This window comes from Devosia sp. GW821-FHT12F11 (assembly GCF_058806655.1).
In genome coordinates this window covers 232,798-254,585 of sequence record NZ_JBXAPX010000008.1, presented here as the reverse complement: position 1 = coordinate 254,585, position 21,788 = coordinate 232,798, and the positions used below count along the sequence as shown (strand labels likewise).

Here is a 21,788-nt window from a genome sequence, read left to right as displayed (position 1 = left end):
GAAACGTGCGCTTCTATACCATTCTTTCGAATGATCGCAATGCCTATGCTGTCCGCGACTTGGTTTGGAGCATGCTGTGCTAGCGAGGCGGAGTATCGTGGCTGTCCTGCCTGGGCTGGGACTGGCCCTTGGCGTGACGACACTGGCCATGGGCGCGGAGACGCTGCAGGAGGGGCTGCTGGGCGTGCGCTACGTTGATGGCCTCGTCCTCGCCATCCTCGCCGGCACGCTGATCCACACGCTGTTCGGCCTCAACATGCGTTTCGCTGCAGGCGTACAGTTCGCGTCGAAGACCGTGCTCGAGGTCGCCGTCGTATTGCTGGGAGGCACGATCAGCGCGGCGGCCCTGGCGCAGTCGGGCATCGAGCTGATCGCCGCGGTGGCGGTGGTGGTGGTGCTGGCGCTGACCGCCAGCTACCTCGTTGGCCGTTGGCTGGGTCTCGACGACCGGTTGGCGACGCTGGTGGCGTGCGGCAACTCGATCTGCGGCAACTCGGCGATCATGGCGACGGCGCCGGTGATCGAGGCGCCGGCCGAGGATGTTGCCGCCTCGATCGCCTTCACCGCGGCGCTGGGGATCGTCGTGGTGCTGCTGTTGCCGCTGGCATTCGGCGCGCTCGGGCTGACGCAGTGGCAATATGGCGTGGTTGCCGGCCTCAGCGTCTACGCGGTGCCGCAGGTGCTCGCGGCGACCGGGCCGGTGGGGGTGATGAGCACGCAGGTCGGCACGCTGGTGAAGCTCATGCGGGTGCTGATGCTGGGGCCGGTGGTGTTGTTCGTCGGGCTGCGCCACGGGCGGCAGGGAGTGGTGCGGTTCTCGCTGCTGGTGCCGTGGTTCATCGTCGGCTTCCTGCTGGCGATGGCGGCTCGCTCGTTCGGGTTGCTGCCGGAACCGACGCTGCAGCCGTTGCAGCAGGCCTCGTCCTGTCTGACGCTGATCTCCATGGCGGCGCTCGGGCTGTCGGTCGACCTGCGTACGGTGCTGTCGTCGGGCGGCCGGGTGCTGGCTGCCGGCTTCATCTCGATCCTGGTGCTGATGGGCCTCGCGGTCGCCACTGCGCTGCTGCTGCAGGCCGCCTAGCCGGCCCGAGACTGGACCGGGGCCATCGACGCAGTCTCCGGCTGGACGCGCCCGGTCAGCAGGTGGAACTCCGCCAACTGGGCGCTGTGGCGGCTGTCGTCGGCCAGCGCGCGCGCCCACAAGCTGTCGGGCTGTGCCTCGCGGATCGGAAGCAGGCTGTGCTTGCGGCGGTGGATGGCGATGCGTGGAATGCCCCGGCGTTGCGCTTCGATGGCGAGCATCAAGTCCTCCATGTCGCCGTGCGGCCAGCGGCGAGGATCGAAGTCGATCAGCGGCGACGCAAACGCCAGGGTGCCGCAGCCGAGTTCGTCGACCAGGCGCTCGAAGCGCAGGCGGCGGCCGAAATGATGCACCCGGCGATCACGAGTGTAGCGCGTGCCGGGGCCTGGATAGTCGGTGCCATGGAGGCCGACCAGGGCTTTGCCGCCGTAGCGGAGGATGGCCGTGGTCAACCGCGCCACGTGATCGGCGGGATAGAGGATATCGTCGTCGAAGCAGAAGTAGAGACAGGGCTGGGACTGCTGCAGCAGGCCGCGGAACTTGCCTGAGGCCCGGTACGGCGTGTCGGCAGGAGCAAGGAAAGGGACGATGCGCGCCTGGCGGGCCACGGCCGGCACCTCGGCGTAGCCATGCAGGAACAGGTAGAGCCGCTCGACCTGCGGCACGATGCGGCCCAGCACCTGTTCGAGGTCGCCGGAGCGGCTGGGGATGCTGGCGAGGCCGCCGATGCGGGGCAGGCTGGCGAGCCACAAGCGCTCGCGGCGGCCGGAGCCGAGGGCGGCTGCAAGGTGCAGCTTCGTTGCAGCAAGAATCGGGTTCATGTACGGGCTGAGAAGCAGAGCTGCGGACGCTCCAGACGAAGATCATAGCCCGCCTGGGGAAGGACAATCGAGTGGTAAAGCCTTGGCCCGCAAACAACAATATCTACCTTTCGCCCCACCACGACGATATTGCCTTCTCGCTCGGTGCGCGCATTGCGGCGGAGCCCGGCGGCCGGCTGGTAAACCTCTTCACCCGTAGCGGTTACGTCGCCGGAACGGCGCTCGACCAGGCCCCGGACGCGGCGACGATCGCGCGGATCAGCGCGTTGCGTCTCGCCGAGGATGAGGCGTTCGCCGGGCGCTACGGCCTGGAGCGGATCGACCTGGGGCTGGACGAGCCACCGGTGCGAGGGCGCTCGCCATGGGACCTGCAAGGACTGGCGGACGACATTGCGCAGCTTCGGGCGCCGCTTTCGGCGCTGCTGCGGAAGGCCGGGCGCGCGCGGGTGTTCTGCCCGGCCGGGATTGGTGGGCATGTGAACCATCTGGCGGTGCGGGCGGTGGTAATCGAGCTGCTGCCCGAGCTGGAGCGGCGGGGGGAGGTGTTGTTCTACGAGGACCTGCCTTATGCCAGCTCGAGCAGGGCGCGGCGGCGCTGGTTGCCGGATCTGCGTACAGCTCTGGGGGGACGACGGCTGCGGCGCCGGCCCTCAGCAGCGGGGGCGGCAAAGCTCGTGGCAGTGAACTTCTACTCCAGCCAGCATGACGGCGAGGTCACCTCACTGCGACGGTTCTCGCCGCGCACGTTCTGGCCGATCGGGCCGCATGAGGCGGTGTGGCAGGCGTTCACGACTTCGTGATCGGAACTTTACCCCGGCGTTGCCGTTGCGCCAGGGCGAGATTGTGGCAGCGCGGTTGGCCCTAGACTCCTGACGCACAAAGCAAGTCAGCATCGCTGCCATTTCAGGGCCTGTGCCTTGCCGCAAAGATGAACGGCAGATGAACGGAGCCTTTATTCAAGATTCAGCCAAAGTTCACCTTTATCGGGCCAACCAACCACCGACCCGAACGTTTCCGGAGACGCATGACCATGCACCTCGCGACCAAACTCGCCGCCGCCGTGCTCGCCACCATCTGCGCCGCGGCCCCCCTCTACGCCCTCGCTGCCGACCCGACCGGTACCTGGCAAGCCGATGACGGCAAGAGCCGTTACAAAATCACCGAATGCGGCAGCGGCGCCCTGTGCGCGCGCCTGATCTGGCTGCGCGACAAGGATGACGTGAACCGGCAATACCTGAACCAGGTCATCGTTCAGGGCACGCAGGCTTCCCAGAACAAGTGGACCGGCACGGTCAAGAACGCCGGCGACGTCTATTCCGGTACGATGATCATGACCGGCGAGGACAGCCTGAAGGTCAACGGCTGCCAGGGCGTGTTCTGCCAGACGGTCAAACTTAGCCGCGTTTGAGGCGCTGCTTGAAATAGGCAGCCTCCAAGAACTGCCGGACTTGAAACCCGCGCCTCCGCCGGCGCGGGTTTTTTGTTAGCCCTCGGCGATCATCGCGATCGAGATCTTGAGCCCGGGCACCCGGACCGGCAGCTTGGCGCCCTGCCGCGCCGGCGGATCGACGGGAAACCACTTGAGCCATTCCTCGTTCATCCCGGCGAAGTCGTCCTCCTCGGCGAGGATCACGGTGGCGCTCACTGCCCGGTCGAGGCTCGTGCCGGCTGCCGCCAGGATGGCGCTGATGTTGCGCAGAGCCTGGGCGGTTTGTTCTCCGATGGTTTCACCCACGATCTTGCCGGTCTCAGGCGAATAGGGGGCAGTGCCGGAAACGAACACCAGCCCGCCGCTCTTTACGGCATGGCTGAAATAGGGGGATGGCTTGGGCAGGTGTTCCGAAGAAACGATGGTGTGCGGCATCCGCTTGACCTCCAGCCGTGCTCTCTCGGACGCGGATAGCGAGCGAGCCGTGAACTGTGGCTGAACGGCTGGAGGAGCAGCCCGCCGAACCGTGTCGGCGGGCTCCCGTGCTTCTGGCTAGAGCTTGCCCCGGATCCCGGCGGTGACGCCGAGGCTGTAGCTGTCGCCGAGGTGGTTGAGGCTGGTGCCGAGATTGGCCTCGCCATAGAGCGACAGCGCGTCGCCGGCCCAGTTGACCGAGCCGCCGAGCCCGATGCTGCCCCACAGCGGGTCAACCTCGTTGACCAGCGTGTCGGCTCCCACGCTCGTCGCCGTCCCATCGAGGAACTCGTAGGTGAGGTTGGCGATGCCGTAAAAATGGGTGCGTCCGGTCTGGCCGGCCGTTTCCTGCCATTCGGTCTCGTAGTCGGCCGAAATGCCGAGCCGGCCGACGAGGCTGTCGCCGCTCTTGAGCGCGACGGTTGAACCATAAGAGTCGAAGGTCTCGAAATCGACCGACGAATAGGCCAGTTGCGCTTGCGGCGTGACCGACCAGCCGCCGCCGAGTGCCAGTTGCTGGCCGGCTTCGAGGCTGAGGGCGTAGCCGAAGCCGGCATTGCCCGAGACCAGCGGCCGGTCGAGCAGGTTGGCGCTCAGGGTGCTGTCGAACCAGTTCAGCTTGCCCTGCGCATCGAGGTAGAAGCCCTGACTGTCGTACCAGGTGAGCGTCCCGCCGAGCCCGAAGGCGGTGCCTTCGATGCCGCCGTCGCCGGCGGCCGAACTGATATCGGCGGAGATGGTGCCGAGCTGTGTGTTGAGCCCGGCAACCAGGCTACCGGCTTCGCTCTGCTGGAGGATACCGTCGGCGCCGGCTTGCAGCCGCCAGGTATCGACCTCGTAGCTGGCACCGGTGGTCGAATTGTCCTGGGCGAGTGAGGTGTGGCGGGCGTCGATGCGCCCCCACAGGCCATTGCTCTCCGTGCTGCCAGCCGACCAGGAGCGGTTGCCGATGCGCTGCTGCAGGCTTTCGGACGTGTTAAAGGCTTGGAGAGCCGCTGCGGCGTAGGTCTCGATGACAGGCGCGGCAGGTTGGAACACCGGCGTGTCGTCGTCCGGGTTGAGGATACTGCGCAGGTACCAGTCGCCATCGGCAGCGAGCAGACTGTTCTGGTGCAGCCCGTAGAGGTAAGCACCACCAATCACCGCCTGCCGGCCCTCATACACCGTGTCGCCGAGCAGGTTGAAGGTGCCGCCCGAGGTGCCGTCGACCTCGATGATCTTGATGCCATTGTCAGCGGTGGCGCCGCCGCCGCCGCCGAGATTGGTCACCTTGAGGTTCGTGCTGCCAAGGCTGTTGCCGGTGATCTTGAGCAGGTCGGTGTCGGAGTTGTTGTCGCCCAGCACGGTCTGGATCTGCAGCAGCCCGCCGCTGCCGGTGTAATCGCCGTTGACGGTGAGGCGGCCGATGCCGTTGCTGCCCGGCGCGATGCTGCCGCCGGCAGCGAGGCTGGTGTCGCCCACAATGCCGGTGCCGGCGAGCGTGCCACCCGTTACGTTGACCATTCCGAAGCCGAGGTCGGTGTCGCCGAGTTCGCCATTAACCTCGAGCATGCCGCCGCTGATTGTCGTGAGACCGGTGAAACCAGGTTGGTTGGCGTCAAAGATGGTGCGACCGGCAACCTGGTTGATCGCGCCGCTGCCGTTGATCGGCACGTTAAAGACATAGCCGGTTTCGGTGTGGTTGAAGTTGACCTGCGCGCTGGCGGCGAGGGTGATCGCCGAAGCCTCGAGGGTGCCGGCCCCGGTGGCGGTTTCGCCGATGGCGCCGCCGATGTTCAGCGTCGCGTGGCTGGTGACGAACGCGCCGCCGACGGTGAGGGCAGAGGCGCCCCCATTTACTACCACCTTGCCGTCATTGGCGATGGTCAGGGTCCCGGTCTGCCGCGTCGCCACATTGACTGCGTTTGCGCGCAATTCCGACCCGGCGCCGGACACGACGAGGTCGAAGTTGGTAGCAGTGGAGTTGGTGTTGGTGGAAATGTTTGCCGTCGTCGCTGTGACAACGCCTCCATTGAGGATGGAGAGCGAGCCAAAGAACATGGCGAGCGTTCCGCTGGTGTCCCACCTTGACCCCGCGCCGGACACCACGGCAGTGACGTTCGCGCCAACGCTTGGGATGCTAGTTGTAGCGCCGCCCAGAGTGGTGTTCCCGGTGATGTCGATCGCGCCCCCTTTGGTGACGTTGAAGTAGCTGGTACCGCCGGCGGAGAAGAACGTCGCCGTTTCCAGCCGTGAGCCATCGCCCATCACGTTAATGGTCGCGGTGCCCGCCGAACCCAGCTTGTGCACGGCTACACCTGCCGTCGAGCTGAGCACGGCCCCAGCTTCGATAGTCAGCGCCGATTGGCTATGGCTGCCGTTGCTGAGTGCAATGGGGTCACTGCCTGTGGCGGTCAGTTTCGTGCCTGCGCCGGAAATCGTCAGGCTTGCTACCTGATCTGTGTCGGTCGCGAGGCTCAGTTGAGCTAAGGTACCACCTGTGGAGGTGCCAAAGGTGACCTCGCTGCCGCCATTGACCAGGGTGTGTCCACCATCGAGCCCAATTCTGCTGATGCCCGACGCAGTGACGCCGTTGATCACCAGGTCGCCGGTTCCCAGCTTGTTGAGGACCTTCTGATTGGCAGTGCCGACGCCAAGTACGTTGCCCGTGATGGTCAGCGATGCGCCGCCGTCCACGTTGAACGCGGTGCCGGAGTTGAGGGTTAGGGTGTTGGCGCCGGTCACGACCGTGATCGACTTGCCGGTGATTGCAGGTAATGCGGTAGTGATCGCGAAGCTGCCGGTAAGCTTGATGGTAGAGGACGGGTCCGGGCTCCCCTGCGCCTCGGCGATGGCCTTATCGAACTGAGTCTGGTTCGCAACGTTATCGAAGATCTCCGCCTTGGCCGACGTCATCGGGGCCGAAGCGACCATTGCCAACAATGAGATGCCCAACAGGAGAATGGGACTGGAGTCGCGCCGCGCCCCCGAAAGGCGCGCAACGATACCTACGGTGTCCACGACACCGGCATTCAAACCCCGCACTGTCATCTCGAATCTCTCTAGTTGGCGAGTGGCCTCGCCGATGGTCCGCCCTATGCATCGGCAAGATCAGATGCGTCTCAATCGCTCAATCTAGACAATGACTTATTCGCAACGGCGCTGACGTTAGCTCAGCCGATCCGTCTTGAGAATGACATCATTGATCACAATTTAGTCGACTTTCGACTAAGCTTGGTAAGGCAGGACAGGGGCCCAACATGGCAGCGATCAACATCGTCCCGTTTACCGATCTCAGCTCGACGCAGCGGGAGACCGCCGCCGAGATCCTGGTCGCGGCGCTGGCGCATGTGCCGGCCGCCTGGCAGACGCTGGACGAGGCGCGCGAGGAGATCGAAAAGCTCATGGCCGATCCGGAATGGACCGGCCTCGCCGCGGTGGCCGACGAAATCGTCTGTGGCTGGGCCGGCGCGATCGCGAGCTATTCCCATGCCTCTGAACTGCACCCACTGGTCGTCGCGCCCGACAGGCAGGGTCGGGGAATCGGCAAACAACTGGTCAGCGCCATCGAGGACAAGCTCCGCGCCGCGGGGGTGCTGACGCTGTTTCTTGGCAGCGACGACGATTTTGGCGGCACCACTGCGTTCGGTGCGGACCTTTACGCCGGTATGCCGGCAATGCTGCGCGATCTCGCCGCGATACCCGACAGCAAGCATCCGCTCGAGTTCTACCGAAAGTGCGGCTTCCGCGTCATCGGCTTCATCCCGGACGCCAACGGGGCGGGGAAACCGGATATCTGGCTGAGCAAACGGTTGTGACCGGGGGAGGGGGCGGCCGGTTTGCCGGCCGCCTGAGGCTTCAGTGATGATGCTCGGGCATCGCCTTCAGCGAGTCCTTGGTCCACGAGGTCACGGCATGGACGTCGCCGCTCTCGTCACGCATGAACTCGAGCGCGCTGGCGGGCACTGCCACGGGCTTCGCGCCGATGCCGAGGAAACCGCCGACATCGACGATGATCTCGCTGCTGAGCCCTGCGCCATGGACATGCGAAACCGTGCCGACCTTCTCGTCATCGGCGCCATAGACGACGGCGCCTTCGAGTACGGCCGGAGTGAGTTCGGCGCTACCGAGGCGAATGTGCGTGGAGTGATCCATTTGGGGTCTCCTCTTGGTTGGGGTGTACTTGGGTAACCCTCGCGGGGGCGGACCGTTCCCCTCTTTCTTGGGAGTCTCCGACATCCTGCGCGCTGCTGCCGCAGGCGCGGGGTGAGGTTTCGTTAAGCACGATCTCGCTAGACCGGGCGCGCGCCTTGCTTGCGACGGAAAGCCAAGGGGGTGCCGACCAAAAGGGACCTCGACGTGACTATGGATAATGACACCATCCCGCTGCGCGAGCGGCTTGATTTCGTGCGCCTCGATAGGGCCGCGTTGAACGAGCTGGCGGCGCTGCAGCCGATGCTGGACAGGCAACTGCCGGCGGCGCTGGCGGTGTTTTACGAGCGGCTGGACAGCGTGCCCGAGATGGCGAGCTTCTTCTCAGGCAAGTCGCAGATGGACCGCGCCATGGGGAAGCAGGTCATCCACTGGCAGTCGATCGCCAGCGGCCGCTTCGACGGCGACTACCTGGAGTCGAGCAAGCGGATCGGCGAACGGCACGCCAGGATCGGACTCGAGCCGCGCTGGTACCTCGGTGGCTATGCGCTGATCCTCGAGCAGTTGCTGACCGCGGTGATTACCGAAACCCTGGCCGTGCCGGAGCCGCCACGCCGGCTGTTCGGCAGGGCAGCTGCACCAGTCGACGCCGAAGGCCTGGCGCGAAAACTGTCGGCGCTGGTGAAGGCGGTGCTGATCGACATGGACCTCGCGGTGACGGTGTATTTCGATCGGCTGACCGAGGCGGCAGCGGAGCGCGACCGGCTGGCGTCCGAGCGGATCCGGCGAGCCGTGACGCTGACCGGCAAAACGCTGAAGAGCCTCGCCGACGGCGACCTGACGGCGCGGATCGTGGCGGAGTTCGACGCCGAATTCGAGGACATCAAGCACGATACCAACGCGGTCGCTGACCGGCTGGAGGCGATCGTGCGCCAGCTGCGCAGCACGTCCGGTTCGCTGAAGACCGCGACCGGCGAGATCCTCGCCGGGGCCAACGACCTGTCCGACCGCACCACCAAGCAGGCGGCGACCATCGAGGAGACCTCGGCGGCAATGGAGCAACTGATGGGCACCGTGGCGGCCAATGTTGCAAGCGCCAAGGCGGCGACCGACAGCGCCCGCGCCGTGTCCGACGCAGCCGACGCCGGCACCACGGTAATGGCCGAGGCCAACGATGCGATGGAGCGGATCACCGGTTCGTCGGAAAAGATCGCCAAGATCATCGGTCTGATCGACGACATCGCCTTCCAGACCAACCTGCTCGCGCTCAACGCCTCGGTCGAGGCGGCGCGGGCAGGGGAGGCCGGCAAGGGCTTTGCCGTCGTGGCGGTGGAAGTGCGCCGGCTGGCGCAGAGCGCCGCCGCAGCTTCGGCCGACATCAAGGCCCTGATCGAACGGAGCGGCGCCGACGTGCGCGACGGTACCGCGCTGGTGGCCGCGGCAACGGCAAAGCTCGCGGCGATCCACGCCTCGGTGCGAGAGAACCAGACGCTGATGGAAGGCATCGCGTCCGCCAGCGCGGCGCAGGCCGAGGGCATCGGCGAGATCACCGTCGCCGTGCGCCAGATGGACGAAATGACCCAGCACAACGCCGCGCTGGTCGAGCAGATCAACGGCGCCATCGAGCAGACCGAACAACAGGCGGCCGAACTCGACATGGTCGTGGATCAGTTCATCGTGTCAGATGCGGACGAGGTGCTGCGCCGGGTGGCTTAGGGGCCGCGGGGTGGCCACGAGCATCGAGCTCCCGGCACACCCCCTCCGAGCTCCGCTAGGTCGCTTACGCTCCCAAGCTTCGCTTGCCTCCCCCATCAAGGGGGAGGTGGGCATCCAGTTTATGGCCGGATCTAGCTACACACACCGGCCGGCACCCTCCCCTTGAAGGGGCAGGGATGGGGTGGGGTGTGCAGCGCGCACGATGCTGCTGGCGTTCCTGGTCCAGCACGCACGAGTCTACTCCGCTGCCTGCGGCATCGCGTTCGGGACCCGCACACCCGACCGTGGCCCTGCTGCGGCGATCAGTGTCGTCACCACGGCCAGCGCCGCAACGAACGCGCCGCCGGCGATGTAGGGCTCCCAGTTGAAGCCCGGCGCCGCCGTGAAGATGGCGGAGACCGCCGCGAGGACAATGCCGCCGCCGATCTGGAACGATGCGAACAGCAGCCCCGACGCGAGCCCGGACTTGTCGTCTTCGACGTCGGCAAGGGCCGCGACCTGCACCGAGGGATAGGTGGCGGCGTAGCCGAGGCCGAGGAAGAGCTGGGTGATGATGACCAGGGCGATCGGATCGAACCGGCCGAGGGCCAGCACCCAGAACACGTAGCCGGCGGCCTGCAGCGCCACGCCGATGGCCATCACCTTCGTCGTGCCGTTGCGCTGCGCCACGCCGGCAAGGCGCGGAGCGAGGAACATCACGCAGGCGCCGCCGAGTGCGAAGCTGAAGCCCGTGGCGAAGGCCGACCAGCCATAGACATGCTGGTAATAGAGTGTCGCGAGGAACTGGAAGCCGACATAGACGCCCTGGAACAGCGCGGCGACGACGTTGGCGTGGCTGAGCTTACGCCGCTTGAAGATCGACAGCGGCACCATCGGATCGTGATGGCGGGCCTCGACGACGAGGAAGATGACGATCAGTGCGATGGACGCGACGAGCGGCCCCCAGGTGAGTGGCGCAGCAAAGCCGGCGCCCGAGGCATTGGTCACGCCGAACACGAACAGCAGCAGACCCGGCGTGATGGTGATGGCGCCGGCCCAGTCGAACGAAGCGCGCGACTTGCCGCTGTCCTTGTCGGGCGGCAGCACGAACGGCGCGATGAGCAGGACGAGGATGGCGACCGGCGCCGCCATCACCAGCGTGGCGCGCCAGGTGAAGACGGTGACCGCCCCGCCCAGCACCATGCCCAGCACGAACCCGGCGGCGCCGGTGGAGGCGAACAGCCCGAGCGCCTTGGCTCGGGCCTGGCCCTCGCCGAACACGCTGAGCAGCAGCGCCAGGGCGGCCGGCGCGGTAAAGGCGGCAGCGATGCCCTTGATCAGCCGGGCAGCGATCAGTGTCGGACCCGAGTCGACGAAGGCGCCGGCTATCGAGGCGGCGGCGAAGATGCCGAGCGCCCAGAGGAAGACGCGGCGGTGGCCGAAGATATCGGCAACCCGACCGCCCAGCAGCAGGAAGCCGCCATAGCCGAGCACATAGGCGCTCACCGCCCACTGCAGCACATTGGGCTCGAGCCCGAGTTCGGCCTGGATAGCGGGCAGGGCGACGCCGATGGTGGAAACGTCCATGGCGTCGAGGAAGTTGGCGGCGCAGAGCAGGAACAGGGCCAGCCCGGCGACACCTCCGATCTTGGTAGAGGTCATCGAAATTATCCCTTTCGCAATGCCGCCGTCGCGTGAGGGAGGAGCGCCGGCCAGCAGAGGGAGCGGAAACTGACGACCTCCAATCCATATTGCAAATCGATAGTCGGCATGCGAGGTATCACTGGCAATGATGAATGACAGTGCCCTTCGCAAGATCGACCTGAACCTGCTGCTGGCCTTTTCGGTGCTGATGCAGGAGCGTAACGTGAGCCGCGCCGCAGAACGGCTGCTGCTCGGCCAGCCCGGCCTTTCGGCCGCACTGAAGCGGCTGCGCGAGGCGCTCGACGACGAGCTGTTCGTGCGGGTGGGGCGTGGGTTGCAGCCGACCCCACGAGCCCTCGATATCGCTCCGGCAATCGAGGATGCGCTGGGCTCGATCGAACGGGCAATCCGCATGCCCGATGCGTTCGACCCACAGAGCTTCGAGGGCACTTTTCGCATCGGCATGTGCGACAACCTCGAAACCGCGTTCTTCGGGCCCCTGGCGGCCCGGATCCGCCGCGAGGCGCCCAGGGCGAAGCTGGTTTCGGTGGCTTCGCACACCCATCACCCCGGCCAGCAGCTCGATGACGGCGACTTCGACCTCTCGGTGTCGGTGCATCCCGAGCCGGCCTCGTGGCATGTGCGCCAGCCGCTGTTCCACCAGAGCTCGGTTTCCATCTACGACCCCTACCAGCTGAAGCTGACGGCGCCGCTGAGCCTCGAGGACTTCACCCGCGAGGCGCATATCGCGGTATCGTTCGAGGGCGACATGGCCGGCGATGTCGATGCGGCGCTGAAGAAACTCGGGCGGACCCGATCGGTGGTGGCGACGGTGCCGCGATTTTCGGCACTGCCGACGGCGCTGAGCGCCATGCCGGCGATCGCCACGATCCCCGAGTCGATCGCGCGCTGCATGGCCTCGCTGCACGGCCTGGCGATCTCGGAGCCGCCGGTGGAGCTCGAGGCGTCGCCGGTGTCGCTGCTCTATCGCCGGGTCGACCGGGTCGATGGACGAGCCCAGTGGTTCCGCCGGGTGTTCGTCGAGGTGGCGCGGCAAGCACTGAAGACTAGCGGCTGCACCTGCGATGTCGCGGCGGCGGCATGAGGGTCGTCTCGGCCGGAAAGGACAACATGACCAGCACGGTCCGCGAATTGCGCCTGGTGATCACCGTCGATGATTTTGAAGAGGCGCTGGCGTTCTGGCGCGACAGCATGGGGCTGAAGGAACAGCTCTCGGTCGGTGACGATGACGGGCATGTGGCGATCCTCGGCGCCGGGATCGCGACGCTCGAGATCAGCGACGAGAAGCATGCCGAGTTCATCGACAAGATCGAGGTCGGCCGCGTTGTGGGCGGGCAGTTCCGCGTGGCGTTGCGCTTCGATGACGTGCCGGCGGCGACCGACCGGCTGGAGGCGGCGGGAGCCAAGGTATTGGGGACGCCCCGGCCGACACCGTTCCGCTCCACCAATTCGCGGCTCGAGGCGCCCGATGGCGTGCAACTGACTTTGTTCGATGCGGAGTGAAGCGTGAGCGACTACCAACTGATTGAGCGGATCCCGACCATCGAGGAATATCGCGAGCTGCGCCGGCTGTCGGGGCTGAGCGGCAAATCCGAGGCGGCGGCGGCGCGTGGCCTGCCCAACACCATCCATGCGGTGGTGATCGAGCACGCCGGCGAGACCATCGGCATGGGCCGGGTGATCGGCGACGGCGGCACGGCCTTCCAGGTAACCGACATCGCCGTGCTCGAAGGGCATCGCGGCAAGGGGCTGGGCAAGCAGATCGTTGCAGCGCTGGTCGATTGGCTCAAGACCAACGCGCCGCCGACCGCCTATGTCAGCCTCATCGCCGACGGCCCGGCCAAGGCGCTCTATGCCCAGTACGGTTTCGCCGAAACCGCACCGGAGTCGGTCGGCATGTACATGCGGGTGAAGTAACTCCGTTGCGGTCTCGGTAGCTCAGCCGTGGCCCGAAAAACGTGGCTGGAGTCGGAGACGCGGCTCCGTGCGGTCCGATTGGGTGAACGGGTAGCTGTCGCGGATATGGGCGTTGAAATACCGCCCCTTCGATGGCGAGTGCCGGAGTGCGTCGTACTCGACCGCGGGGACTTCGAAATAGTCGTAACGGCGACCCGAGGGGCGGAACCAGACCGAGAGCGTCTGGGTCTCCGGGTCGTAAGCCATGTCGGCGATCACCGTGGATGGCATGTGGAATCCCTCCATGCCCCTCACAACGCGCCGCACGACCGTCCGTTGCCGAGTTGGCGGGAGCTATTCCAGCTCAGCCACCGAAATATCGACGTCGAGGTCGGGCCAGCGCAGGCCCGTGCCGCCCTCGGTGAAGCGCCAGTTGAGGCGGGCGGCGGGCGGACCGTCACGGAGGCGGGGATAGCGGGTGAGCGGGGCGATCAGCTCGCGCCCGTCCTCGAGTTTGACTTCAAGCGTGGCGGTGCCGAAGCGGACGTCGATGGCCCGGGAGCCGGTCTTGGTCGTCGTGCTCATTGGTCCTCCTCCTCAGAGCATCCAAGGCGCTGTCCGGCAGGATTGGAGCCTCCCGCCTTGAAAGCGCAACAGATCACGGCAAGCCTAGCTGCGTTCCGACGAGCGGAGAAGGTGGGAACTGCGACTGAGTCACGCATCGCAACTCTCATCCCGGCGAGACCGTGACCCATCTGGGCCCGTTCATCCCACATTCAGCCATTTTCCCGCATAACCCTCCGATGACACAGAAACTGACATTGGTGGCGGCCGGCGTGTTGACGCTGGGGCTGGCGTTCGGTGTTGCCGCTCCCGCGGTGGCGCAGGAATGCCTGTCGAAGCGCGAAATCCAGCAGATGATCGACAACGGCGAGCTGGTACAGCTGTCGCAGGCGATTGCGCAGTCGGGCGTCGACGGCAAGATCATCAGCTCGCAGGCGCGCGTCTGCATGGTTGGCGGCCAGTGGGAGTGGCAGGTCAACGTCATGGACGAAACTGGCGAAAGCAAACCTGTGAGCTTGCCGGCTCAGTGAAGCCTCACATAAAATCAACGTCGGACGTCTCTCGCGCGTAGGGCCGGCTGTTGCCGGGCGCGGGAGTTGTCGTGGCGGCAATAGGGGACTTTTCGATGCGCATTCTCGTCGTGGAAGACGACACCAATCTCAACCGGCAGCTGAAGGATGCGCTGACGGAAGGCGGCTACGTCGTCGACGTGGCGTTCGACGGCGAGGAAGGCCATTTCCTCGGCGATACCGAACCCTACGACGCCGTAGTGCTCGATATCGGCCTGCCGCAGATGGACGGCCTTTCGGTGCTCGAGGAGTGGCGCCGTGCGGGCAAGAAGATGCCGGTGCTGCTGCTGACCGCCCGCGATCGCTGGAGCGACAAGGTGCAGGGCATCGACGCCGGCGCCGACGATTACGTCGCCAAGCCCTTCCATATGGAAGAAGTGCTGGCCCGCGTCCGGGCGCTGGTGCGCCGGGCCGCCGGCCAGGCCTCGAACGAAATCAGCGCAGGCTCGGTGCGGCTCGACGTGAAAGCCGGCAAGGTGACGGTGGATGGGCACTCGGTGAAGCTCACCAGCCACGAGTTGCGGCTCCTGAGCTACCTGATGCACCACAAAGGCAAGGTGATCTCGCGCACCGAGTTGACCGAGCACCTTTACGACCAGGATTTCGACCGCGATTCCAACACCATCGAGGTGTTCGTCGGGCGGCTGCGGAAGAAATTGCCGGACGATTGCATCCAGACGGTGCGCGGGCTGGGCTACCAGATCGCCGAGGACTGAGGCAGCTTTCGCTGCTGTGCCGTAGGGCGGTGAAGACGGATGGATCCAGCGTGTGGTGCACCCCTCCCCAGCCCTCCCCGTCAAGGGGAGGGTGCCGGCTGGTGGTTTTTGCATGAGCGTGCCTCACCCCCGATCGGCACCCTCCCCCTCGCGGGCAGGGTTGGGGAGGGGGGCGATGAGCCGGTGACCGTGAGCTTTGGGGCGCCCTCTGCTGAGGGAGCCGTGTTCCCGTGACTGACACCCCGGTGCAGCCCGTATCGCAGCGCAAGGGGTCGATTGCCGCCTCGCTGTTCCTCTTGTCGGCCGGCTGGCTGATCGTGGCGCTGGTAGCGACGGCGTTCCTGCTGACCGAGCTCTATTCGCGGGCGCTGGACAACAGCCTCGTGGAGACGCTGGAGTTCCATGTCGAGACGCTGACCGATTTGAGTCTGCTCTCCGATACGCCGAAATCGGACCAGATCAAGGTCGCCGATCCGCGCTTCGACCGCACCGGTTCGGGCTGGTACTGGGCGATCCGCGACGACAAGGGCGAACTGCTCAACTTCTCCAACTCCTATGTCGGCATGGTGCTGGGGCCGTTGCCGGGCGAGTTCGACGCGACCAACTCCAAGTCGGCGGTGCTGACCGACCCATTCAACATCAAGATCCGGGTGATCGAGCGGGCGGTGACGGTGAACGGCATGCCGCTCCACATCATGGTCACCGGCTCGCTCGACGAAATCCTGTCGCTGGTCGACGAATTCCGTGGCCAGACGCTGATCGTGCTCGGCGCGGTGGCGATCATGCTGGCGGTAATGTCGACCATCGTGGCGCGGCTGGCGCTGCGGCCGATCGGGCGGCTGAGGCGCGAGGTGGAGCAGGTGCGCGAGGGCGACGCCGCCTCGTTGACCGGCGCCTATCCGGCCGAGTTGGCGCCGCTGTCCGAAGAGATCAACGAGCTGCTGCGTTCCAACGCGCAGATCGTCGAGCGGGCTCGCAACCAGGTGGGCAACCTGGCGCACGGGCTGAAGACGCCGATCGCTGTGCTGCGCAACGAGGCCAATGCCGAAAAGAAGAACGGCCTTGCGAAAGTCGTGGCCACCGAAACCGAGAAGATGAGCCAACTGGTCAGCACCTATCTCGATCGCGCCCGGCTGGCGGCGCGCTCGACCGTGGTGGGCAAGAAAGCCGACGCGACGCATGTGATGCTGCGACTGACCCGGGTGATGCAGAAGCTCAACCCGCAGGTGACGATCGCCATGGTGCGGCCCGACGCCTCGCTGCCGTGGTTCCGCGGCGACGAGGGCGATCTCGAGGAGATGGCGGGCAATCTGCTCGACAATGCCTGCAAATGGGCGAAGTCCTCGATCGGCGTCACCGTGGTGGCCGAACGCAGCGGCGGCGCAGCGAACCTGCTGATCAAGATCGACGATGACGGACCAGGGCTGACCGAGGAGGAAGCGACCAAAGTGTTGCGCCGCGGTGTCAGGCTGGACGAGAAGACCCCCGGTTCGGGGCTGGGCCTGGATATCGTCAAGGAACTGGTTGACGTCTATGGCGGCTCCCTGCAATTGAAACGCTCAGTGCTGGGGGGCCTCCTGGCAGAATTGCGGCTTCCGGCCGCAAAGGTTGCGGGTTTCCGCACTTTCGCCTCAATACGCAAGGAATAAGGGCCTCGGCCACCCTCGAGACCGACATGCAGCAGATCGTCCGCGCCGTCCCCCTCTTCGCCATGCTCCTGCTTGCCGGTTGCAGCATGGGCCCCTCGACCTCTGACGTCGCCCTCGGGCCGACGCTGCCGCAGCCGAACTCGACGCTGGGGACACAGCCGACGATTACGCCGGCTTCGCTGCCGGCTCCCGGCGCGATCCAGTCCGCCAACACCACGATGAACGACGTGAGCGCTTTCCTCGATGCCTCGGTGCTTGGCCAGCTCTCGGCCAAGGACAAGTCGGAAGCTGCGAGCGCCCAGTTCAACGCCCTGACCTTCGGCCGCCCCGGCGCGCCGCGCGCCTGGACCGGCGACAAGGGCACGTCCGGCAACGTGACCGTCGGGCCCTACGTCCGTGTCAACAACATCGACTGCCGCGATTTCACCCACACCGTGACCATCGGTGGTACGCCGCACGCCCGCAAGGGCACGGCCTGCCGCGAGGCCGATGGTACCTGGAGCGTTGCCGGCTGAGGCTCGGCACCGCCGCCGGATGGGTCACTGCCTGCCAGCGATGTGATCGTCCCTGGGCCTTTCGGATAGTCTTTTGTTTACCGTCGCACGCTAGGTTCGAGGACTATCCTCGGACCCTGACGCCCGCCGGTTTTCATGCCCAATACTGCCACTCGTCTTTCATCGTCTGAAACGGCCCGGTCGCAGCGCGCCGTGCGGCCGTTTTTCGGCTTGATCGATGCGGTGGTCGTTCCCGGCACGGCCGGTTTCGATTTCGACGGCGGCGTCGCCGAAGCGCATGCGCAGGGGATCTGGACCTGGATGGTGCGCGATGTGGCGCCCGACCTGATCGACCCCAATGTGGGGGATGAAGACCCCGCGGCGCGCCAGGCGCTCGATCTCCTCATGCCCGAGCTGCTGCAACGCGCCCGCGCCGCCATCGCTGCCGTCGGCACCCCTGACGCGGAGCGCCGGATCCAGCTGCAGATGGGCGGCGACGACGCCTTTCGCCGCGTTGGGGTGGTGCTCAATGCGCTGAAGTGCCGGAGCCTGCTCGACAAGGCCCAGGCCTTCGGCCGCGCCGCCAACGGCATGACCGACGAGACGGCGCTGGGCGTGGCGCTGCAGTCGATGCCGCTCAACGACCATGCCGTCTCGGCGCTGCTGTTCCAGGCGGCGATGGGGCAGGTGAGCCACCCCGGCCGGATGATGGCGGCGGCGATTCGCCTTGCCGGCTCGGCCACCGAAGCATCGATGCAGCGCGCCGGCTTCGCGCCGCTGATCGAGGCGATGCTATCGCATGCTCAGGCGCAGATCCCGGCGCTCGACCAGCACGGCGCCTTTGCCGATATCGATCTGACCTGCCGCGCCATCGACCGCTTCCATCGCCTGATGCGGGCAGTGACCGGCTATGTCGAACTCGGTCGCCTGACTCGTTGGTCGACGGCGGTTGCCGCGCTGACCAAGACCGTGTCGGAACTGGTCGAACCAAAACTGCGCGACGTGTCGCCGAACGTGAACCTGGCGTTGCGCCGCCATTCCGGCCAGGACCGGCTCGACAGCGACCAGGTGCTGGCGGCGCTCAACGGCTGCTACGTGCTGGCGACGATCCGCGATTGCCGCGACTCGCTGGCGCTCAACGCCATGTTCGACCAGACCTGGACCCAGGTGGGACAGGCGCTGGAGATGCACGTGCAGCGCAACCTCGAGCTGTTCCGGCAGAACCCCGGCGACCGGGTGATCGGCGCGCGGCTCGATGCGGCGATCAAGATGGCCGAGCTGCGGTTCAACCCTGATTATGCCGACGTGCTGCGCCGGGCGCGGGAGACGGCCGAGAAGCGGGCGAGCTGAGGTAACTATCAACCGATTCGCTGGCGCCAGCGTTTCATGCCCCTGCCTTCAGCCGCTCTACCAGCCGTGCCGCAACCGCCGTCCCCGCATCCCGCACATAGAGCTCCGCACCTGCTGCCTCAGGCACCCTGCCCATCAGCGCGATGCCGCCATTGGCGCCGGGGCGATGCGGGGCGTAGGTGACGCCGATGGCCTTGAGCGGGTCGCTTTGCTCGGAGTTCTCAAAGATCAGGCAACCCGGTTCGAACGAGCGGGCGTCAGCGGCGGTCAGCGCCCAGATCTGTGGCTTGTCGCCGAATCGGCCAGTGAGATAGCCGGGCGGCGCCGGAACCTCTTCCTCCGGCGCGGGCCGAGCGGGGACGCGCCAGCCGGTGTCGCTGATCTCGCCCGAGAGCGCGCAGCGTTCCGCGGCGACCGAGCCGGCATCACGCGCCGCCATGGCGCCGATATCGACTGCGGCGGCGATGTCACCCAGCCCGAGCTGCACAGCGCGGGTGGCGAGGCCGGAAACGCCATGCTTGCTGGCGGCAGCGGCGCGGCGGGTGATCAGCGATTGGCCGCGATCGAGATAGGTGGCGCCGCGAGCGGAGGGACGGAACGGCGCGACCGGATTGCGGGCATCCGGGGTCTCGAAGGCTTCCTCGATGACGTCGTCGACCACCGGCGGCGCGGCCTTGCCGAGAAAGCCGAGGACGGCCGCCTTGCCGCTGCTGAGCGCCGCAGCCGTGGTGTGAAGGCCGGCCGCCGCGCCGGCCAGCGCGACGGCGGGTAGCGTGCCACGCGGGCCAAGCCAGCCATTTGCCGCATCCCAGGCGGCGGCCCCACCGGCGCGCAGCCATAACAGGATTTCAGGCTGCCAGGCCCCGGCAGCGACCAGTAGGTCGGTCTCGATGGCGCTCGAATCCTGGGCGATCTCGTCGATGGCGACAGCGAACCCGACCTTGAGCCCCGGCTTGTTGCGCTCCAGCGGTTCGGCATGGCTGGGGGCGAGCGCCGAGGCGAGCGTGATGCCGGTGGCCTTGGCGAAATCGACGAAGCGGGAGGTGGTGCTGAGCCGGCTGTCGACGATGCGCAGCACTTGGACACCGGCATCGGCCGCGTGCAGCGCCAGCCGATAGGCGAAGCTGTTGGGCGTGGTGAACAACGCGCGGCGGCCGGTCCAGACGCCGAACCGTTCGGCGCGCTGGAAGGCGGTGAGGGCGCCGACGATGCCCGGCGTGCGGTTGCCGGGAAACAGCGGCAGCCGCTCCAGCGCGCCGGTAGCGAGGATGACGTGCCTCGCGGCGACGACGACGATGCGTGACACCGGGCGGCCCTGCTCGACCACCACCTGATGCACTTTCAACTGCGTGCCGGTGATGGCGAAGGCCTCGGCGCGGGTCAGCGGCGTGACCTGGCCCTTGCTGTCGAGGCTGGCGATCAGCCGTTCGATCGTGGTGTCGGGCGAGGCTTCGGCATCGACAGCGCCGAAATAGCGGATGGTGCCGCCCAGACTCGGGGTGCGCTCGATCAGCACGGCGCGCTTGCCGGCGGCCGAGGCCGCAGCCGCAGCGCTGAGACCCGCGACGCCGCCACCGACGATGGCAAAATCGGTCTCGATGGTTTCGTCGACCGCGCCATTGTGCCAGGGCGGACTTGCCACAGGCGTGTCGCCGAAGCGGTGGTTCAGCGTGCGCGCCGGGCCCAGCAACTTGTGGCGCAGCGCCCCGAGCAGGCCGCCCGAGGCGATCGGGTCGCGGCGCGTGCCGACGGTCACGAGGTTGAGCCCGCTTAGCGCCGGGGTGCGCTCCATCGGCAGCGCGCCGCCCTTGCCGGAGCTGACCAGCGGCGCAAAGCTCTCGTCGAGCGCCAGCGCTTCGTCGCCATGGCGGCCGGCGATCTGGATGCCGTTGGCCAGCGCGGCGGAGAGTACCGTGTCGCCGGCAAAGCCGTGGATCGTCCGGCCATTGAGGCGAAACTGCAGCGGCGCCCTGCGATCGAGCTCGGCGCCGCCCAGGCCGTGCGGCGCATCGCCGGGGAGACGGTCGCCATGCTCGCTCACGCCGGCACCGCCAGCTCGTCGGTACCCAGAAAGTCGGCGGCCAGGTAATCGGCTGCAAGCAGGCGCTGGTTGCCGCGGCTTGGGCCGCGGGCCGCGAACCACTCGGTTTCATCCGCCGGGGCGGTTCCGGCAATGTAGCGTGCCAGCGCCGGTGCAAGAAAGGCGGCGGCGGGGCCGAGGGCAGCGATGACCAGCGCCTTGTGGCCACGCGCCGGACCGATAAAGGGCGCGCCATCACTGGTCCGCAGGCTGCCGGCCACGGTTTCTCCGGCGAGACGCAGCGCATCGCCGCGGGAGACGGCACTGCCAAGCCGGGCGCGGGCCGTGGTGGGATCGCCGGCGAGCAGCGCCGAGACGCTGACCTTGCCGTCCTGTACCAGCGACACACCGCGATCGAGGAACGACACATAGGCGGCGGGAAGGGGCTTGGCCGCATCGAGCAGCATGGCAGCGCCGGTCACGGCCTCGAGGCTGCGGTCGCGTGCCTCCGCGGGCAGGTGCTCGAGCACGGCATCGTCGCCGGCGAGGATCACCCGGGCTGCCTCGACGCTGTGGCCGGCGTGGACGATCCGCGCGGTACCGTCCTTGCGCAGCGTCAGCTCGGTATCGGCGCGATCGAGGTGGCGCACCTCGTGTTTCGACAGCCAGCTTTCGAGCACAGGCTCCAGCCGGCCGTGGCCGAGCAGGTGGACATCGCGCACCCTGAGCATCAAGCCCTCGGCAATGGCCCGGTCGACAACCGGCTCGACCGCGTAGCCGAGTGCGATGGCGAGATGGCGGAAATGGCCGAGCGCGGCGATGCTTTGCGGCGCCTCGGCAATGAACAGTGGATCGCTGCGACTGACGAGACCCTTGCCCCAGCTGGTGACCAGCTTGCTGGTCTCGGCGGCCGCGCGCTTCATGAGGATCAGCGTTTCCGGACGGGTGACCGGCGCGATCGAGATGTCGATGCTGCGCTGCAGCCGGAACGGCGAGAATGGCTCGCCAACGAGGCAGACGCGTCGTTTGTGCTCGATGGCGAGCAGGCCCGCCAGTAGCCCGGCAAGCGGGGTGGAGCCGAGCACCAGATAGTCGTAACTGTCGTCGGCCATGGGATCAGCGAACCATCGTCTGGGCTGCGGCAATGCGCCTCCCACACATCGATGTGTGCGGGTGCATAAATTGCCCGAATGCCTTTATAGATCGGGCGCGTTTCCGCACCTTCGCATGAGGC

Annotated in this window: 22 protein-coding genes; 13 read left to right on the top strand and 9 right to left on the bottom strand. The window is 66.8% G+C overall.

The genetic code is table 11. From position 1 onward, the window contains the following. Positions 1 to 97 precede the first annotated feature (97 nt). Positions 98 to 1,081 carry a YeiH family protein gene (locus AC1ROK_RS22665; protein ID WP_492851135.1) on the top strand — a complete coding sequence of 328 codons (984 nt, stop codon included), beginning with the start codon at positions 98 to 100 and terminating at the stop codon, positions 1,079 to 1,081. Here AC1ROK_RS22665 and AC1ROK_RS22660 read toward each other — a convergent pair. After that, on the bottom strand, positions 1,078 to 1,902 hold the full coding sequence (locus AC1ROK_RS22660; protein WP_492851133.1) for a hypothetical protein: 825 nt from the start codon (positions 1,900 to 1,902) through the stop codon (positions 1,078 to 1,080). The two genes, AC1ROK_RS22665 and AC1ROK_RS22660, sit on opposite strands and share 4 nt — an antisense overlap. Before the next feature lie 71 nt (positions 1,903 to 1,973). Here AC1ROK_RS22660 and AC1ROK_RS22655 point away from each other — a divergent pair, with 71 nt between their 5' ends. Next, positions 1,974 to 2,702, top strand: a complete 729-nt coding sequence (locus AC1ROK_RS22655) for a PIG-L deacetylase family protein (protein ID WP_492851131.1) — start codon at positions 1,974 to 1,976, stop codon at positions 2,700 to 2,702. 224 nt (positions 2,703 to 2,926) lie between these two features. Further along, positions 2,927 to 3,310 (top strand): DUF2147 domain-containing protein, encoded by a 384-nt coding sequence (locus AC1ROK_RS22650; RefSeq protein ID WP_492851129.1) that lies wholly within the window; start codon positions 2,927 to 2,929, stop codon positions 3,308 to 3,310. A 75-nt stretch (positions 3,311 to 3,385) separates the two neighbouring features. Here the strand turns inward: AC1ROK_RS22650 and AC1ROK_RS22645 are convergent, their stop codons facing one another. Both AC1ROK_RS22645 and AC1ROK_RS22640 read right to left on the bottom strand, forming a co-directional pair. Then, a complete protein-coding gene (locus AC1ROK_RS22645) occupies positions 3,386 to 3,766 on the bottom strand; it encodes a RidA family protein (RefSeq protein WP_492851127.1) in 381 nt (126 codons plus the stop codon). Between the two features lie 117 nt (positions 3,767 to 3,883). Further along, positions 3,884 to 6,718 carry an autotransporter family protein gene (locus AC1ROK_RS22640; RefSeq protein ID WP_492851125.1) on the bottom strand — a complete coding sequence of 945 codons (2,835 nt, stop codon included), beginning with the start codon at positions 6,716 to 6,718 and terminating at the stop codon, positions 3,884 to 3,886. A 326-nt stretch (positions 6,719 to 7,044) separates the two neighbouring features. Here AC1ROK_RS22640 and AC1ROK_RS22635 point away from each other — a divergent pair, with 326 nt between their 5' ends. Next, on the top strand, positions 7,045 to 7,602 hold the full coding sequence (locus AC1ROK_RS22635) for a GNAT family N-acetyltransferase (protein ID WP_492851123.1): 558 nt from the start codon (positions 7,045 to 7,047) through the stop codon (positions 7,600 to 7,602). A gap of 40 nt (positions 7,603 to 7,642) precedes the next feature. On the opposite strand, the gene AC1ROK_RS22630 is transcribed toward AC1ROK_RS22635, so the two are convergent. Further along, positions 7,643 to 7,939, bottom strand: coding sequence for a PRC-barrel domain-containing protein (locus AC1ROK_RS22630; protein WP_492851121.1), 297 nt, complete (start codon positions 7,937 to 7,939; stop codon positions 7,643 to 7,645). A gap of 210 nt (positions 7,940 to 8,149) precedes the next feature. On the opposite strand from AC1ROK_RS22630, the gene AC1ROK_RS22625 reads away from it, so the two are divergent. Further along, positions 8,150 to 9,652 (top strand): methyl-accepting chemotaxis protein, encoded by a 1,503-nt coding sequence (locus tag AC1ROK_RS22625; protein ID WP_492851119.1) that lies wholly within the window; start codon positions 8,150 to 8,152, stop codon positions 9,650 to 9,652. 237 nt (positions 9,653 to 9,889) lie between these two features. Here the strand turns inward: AC1ROK_RS22625 and AC1ROK_RS22620 are convergent, their stop codons facing one another. Further along, positions 9,890 to 11,293, bottom strand: a complete 1,404-nt coding sequence (locus AC1ROK_RS22620; RefSeq protein WP_492851117.1) for an MFS transporter — start codon at positions 11,291 to 11,293, stop codon at positions 9,890 to 9,892. Between the two features lie 127 nt (positions 11,294 to 11,420). On the opposite strand from AC1ROK_RS22620, the gene AC1ROK_RS22615 reads away from it, so the two are divergent. Genes AC1ROK_RS22615 through AC1ROK_RS22605 form a run of 3 tightly spaced genes read left to right on the top strand, consistent with a single transcriptional unit; the run spans position 11,421 to position 13,213 of the window. Next, the gene (locus AC1ROK_RS22615; protein ID WP_492851115.1) at positions 11,421 to 12,380 is read left to right on the top strand and encodes a LysR family transcriptional regulator; all 960 of its coding nucleotides are present in this window, start codon (positions 11,421 to 11,423) and stop codon (positions 12,378 to 12,380) included. 26 nt (positions 12,381 to 12,406) lie between these two features. Beyond that, complete coding sequence (locus AC1ROK_RS22610; RefSeq protein ID WP_492851113.1) at positions 12,407 to 12,799, top strand: VOC family protein; 393 nt, start codon at positions 12,407 to 12,409, stop codon at positions 12,797 to 12,799. A 3-nt stretch (positions 12,800 to 12,802) separates the two neighbouring features. Continuing rightward, complete coding sequence (locus AC1ROK_RS22605; protein ID WP_492851111.1) at positions 12,803 to 13,213, top strand: GNAT family N-acetyltransferase; 411 nt, start codon at positions 12,803 to 12,805, stop codon at positions 13,211 to 13,213. Positions 13,214 to 13,234: 21 nt separating this feature from the next. On the opposite strand, the gene AC1ROK_RS22600 is transcribed toward AC1ROK_RS22605, so the two are convergent. Both AC1ROK_RS22600 and AC1ROK_RS22595 read right to left on the bottom strand, forming a co-directional pair. Further along, positions 13,235 to 13,483: a KTSC domain-containing protein gene (locus AC1ROK_RS22600; RefSeq protein WP_492851109.1), complete on the bottom strand. Its 249-nt coding sequence runs from the start codon at positions 13,481 to 13,483 to the stop codon at positions 13,235 to 13,237. Between the two features lie 63 nt (positions 13,484 to 13,546). Next, positions 13,547 to 13,777 carry a DUF2442 domain-containing protein gene (locus AC1ROK_RS22595; RefSeq protein WP_055885373.1) on the bottom strand — a complete coding sequence of 77 codons (231 nt, stop codon included), beginning with the start codon at positions 13,775 to 13,777 and terminating at the stop codon, positions 13,547 to 13,549. A 218-nt stretch (positions 13,778 to 13,995) separates the two neighbouring features. On the opposite strand from AC1ROK_RS22595, the gene AC1ROK_RS22590 reads away from it, so the two are divergent. The 5 genes from AC1ROK_RS22590 (at position 13,996) to AC1ROK_RS22570 (ending at position 18,534) form a co-directional block, all read left to right on the top strand. Then, positions 13,996 to 14,286: a hypothetical protein gene (locus AC1ROK_RS22590; protein WP_492851107.1), complete on the top strand. Its 291-nt coding sequence runs from the start codon at positions 13,996 to 13,998 to the stop codon at positions 14,284 to 14,286. 95 nt (positions 14,287 to 14,381) lie between these two features. Next, positions 14,382 to 15,041, top strand: coding sequence for a response regulator transcription factor (locus tag AC1ROK_RS22585; protein WP_055885382.1), 660 nt, complete (start codon positions 14,382 to 14,384; stop codon positions 15,039 to 15,041). Between the two features lie 230 nt (positions 15,042 to 15,271). Then, entirely contained in the window at positions 15,272 to 16,690 is a 1,419-nt protein-coding gene (locus tag AC1ROK_RS22580) for a sensor histidine kinase (RefSeq protein ID WP_492851105.1), read from the top strand. Between the two features lie 26 nt (positions 16,691 to 16,716). Continuing rightward, positions 16,717 to 17,205 (top strand): RT0821/Lpp0805 family surface protein, encoded by a 489-nt coding sequence (locus AC1ROK_RS22575; RefSeq protein ID WP_492851103.1) that lies wholly within the window; start codon positions 16,717 to 16,719, stop codon positions 17,203 to 17,205. Positions 17,206 to 17,397: 192 nt separating this feature from the next. Next, complete coding sequence (locus tag AC1ROK_RS22570; RefSeq protein WP_492851101.1) at positions 17,398 to 18,534, top strand: hypothetical protein; 1,137 nt, start codon at positions 17,398 to 17,400, stop codon at positions 18,532 to 18,534. A 34-nt stretch (positions 18,535 to 18,568) separates the two neighbouring features. On the opposite strand, the gene AC1ROK_RS22565 is transcribed toward AC1ROK_RS22570, so the two are convergent. Both AC1ROK_RS22565 and AC1ROK_RS22560 read right to left on the bottom strand, forming a co-directional pair. Further along, the gene (locus AC1ROK_RS22565) at positions 18,569 to 20,575 is read right to left on the bottom strand and encodes an FAD-dependent oxidoreductase (RefSeq protein WP_492851099.1); all 2,007 of its coding nucleotides are present in this window, start codon (positions 20,573 to 20,575) and stop codon (positions 18,569 to 18,571) included. Beyond that, the gene (locus AC1ROK_RS22560; protein ID WP_492851097.1) at positions 20,572 to 21,666 is read right to left on the bottom strand and encodes a hypothetical protein; all 1,095 of its coding nucleotides are present in this window, start codon (positions 21,664 to 21,666) and stop codon (positions 20,572 to 20,574) included. The genes AC1ROK_RS22565 and AC1ROK_RS22560 overlap by 4 nt, the downstream gene beginning before the upstream one ends. Between the last annotated feature and the right edge of the window lie 122 nt (positions 21,667 to 21,788).

Excerpts from the sequence above, each read along its gene's own strand:
- AC1ROK_RS22660 (WP_492851133.1), bottom strand. The coding sequence starts at position 1,902 with ATGAACCCGATTCTTGCTGCAACGAAGCTGCACCTTGCAGCCGCCCTC.
- AC1ROK_RS22650 (WP_492851129.1), top strand. The coding sequence starts at position 2,927 with ATGACCATGCACCTCGCGACCAAACTCGCCGCCGCCGTGCTCGCCACC.
- AC1ROK_RS22645 (WP_492851127.1), bottom strand. The coding sequence starts at position 3,766 with ATGCCGCACACCATCGTTTCTTCGGAACACCTGCCCAAGCCATCCCCC.
- AC1ROK_RS22640 (WP_492851125.1), bottom strand. The coding sequence starts at position 6,718 with ATGGTCGCTTCGGCCCCGATGACGTCGGCCAAGGCGGAGATCTTCGAT.
- AC1ROK_RS22635 (WP_492851123.1), top strand. The coding sequence starts at position 7,045 with ATGGCAGCGATCAACATCGTCCCGTTTACCGATCTCAGCTCGACGCAG.
- AC1ROK_RS22630 (WP_492851121.1), bottom strand. The coding sequence starts at position 7,939 with ATGGATCACTCCACGCACATTCGCCTCGGTAGCGCCGAACTCACTCCG.
- AC1ROK_RS22625 (WP_492851119.1), top strand. The coding sequence starts at position 8,150 with ATGGATAATGACACCATCCCGCTGCGCGAGCGGCTTGATTTCGTGCGC.
- AC1ROK_RS22620 (WP_492851117.1), bottom strand. The coding sequence starts at position 11,293 with ATGACCTCTACCAAGATCGGAGGTGTCGCCGGGCTGGCCCTGTTCCTG.
- AC1ROK_RS22615 (WP_492851115.1), top strand. The coding sequence starts at position 11,421 with ATGATGAATGACAGTGCCCTTCGCAAGATCGACCTGAACCTGCTGCTG.
- AC1ROK_RS22610 (WP_492851113.1), top strand. The coding sequence starts at position 12,407 with ATGACCAGCACGGTCCGCGAATTGCGCCTGGTGATCACCGTCGATGAT.
- AC1ROK_RS22600 (WP_492851109.1), bottom strand. The coding sequence starts at position 13,483 with ATGCCATCCACGGTGATCGCCGACATGGCTTACGACCCGGAGACCCAG.
- AC1ROK_RS22595 (WP_055885373.1), bottom strand. The coding sequence starts at position 13,777 with ATGAGCACGACGACCAAGACCGGCTCCCGGGCCATCGACGTCCGCTTC.
- AC1ROK_RS22590 (WP_492851107.1), top strand. The coding sequence starts at position 13,996 with ATGACACAGAAACTGACATTGGTGGCGGCCGGCGTGTTGACGCTGGGG.
- AC1ROK_RS22585 (WP_055885382.1), top strand. The coding sequence starts at position 14,382 with ATGCGCATTCTCGTCGTGGAAGACGACACCAATCTCAACCGGCAGCTG.
- AC1ROK_RS22575 (WP_492851103.1), top strand. The coding sequence starts at position 16,717 with ATGCAGCAGATCGTCCGCGCCGTCCCCCTCTTCGCCATGCTCCTGCTT.
- AC1ROK_RS22560 (WP_492851097.1), bottom strand. The coding sequence starts at position 21,666 with ATGGCCGACGACAGTTACGACTATCTGGTGCTCGGCTCCACCCCGCTT.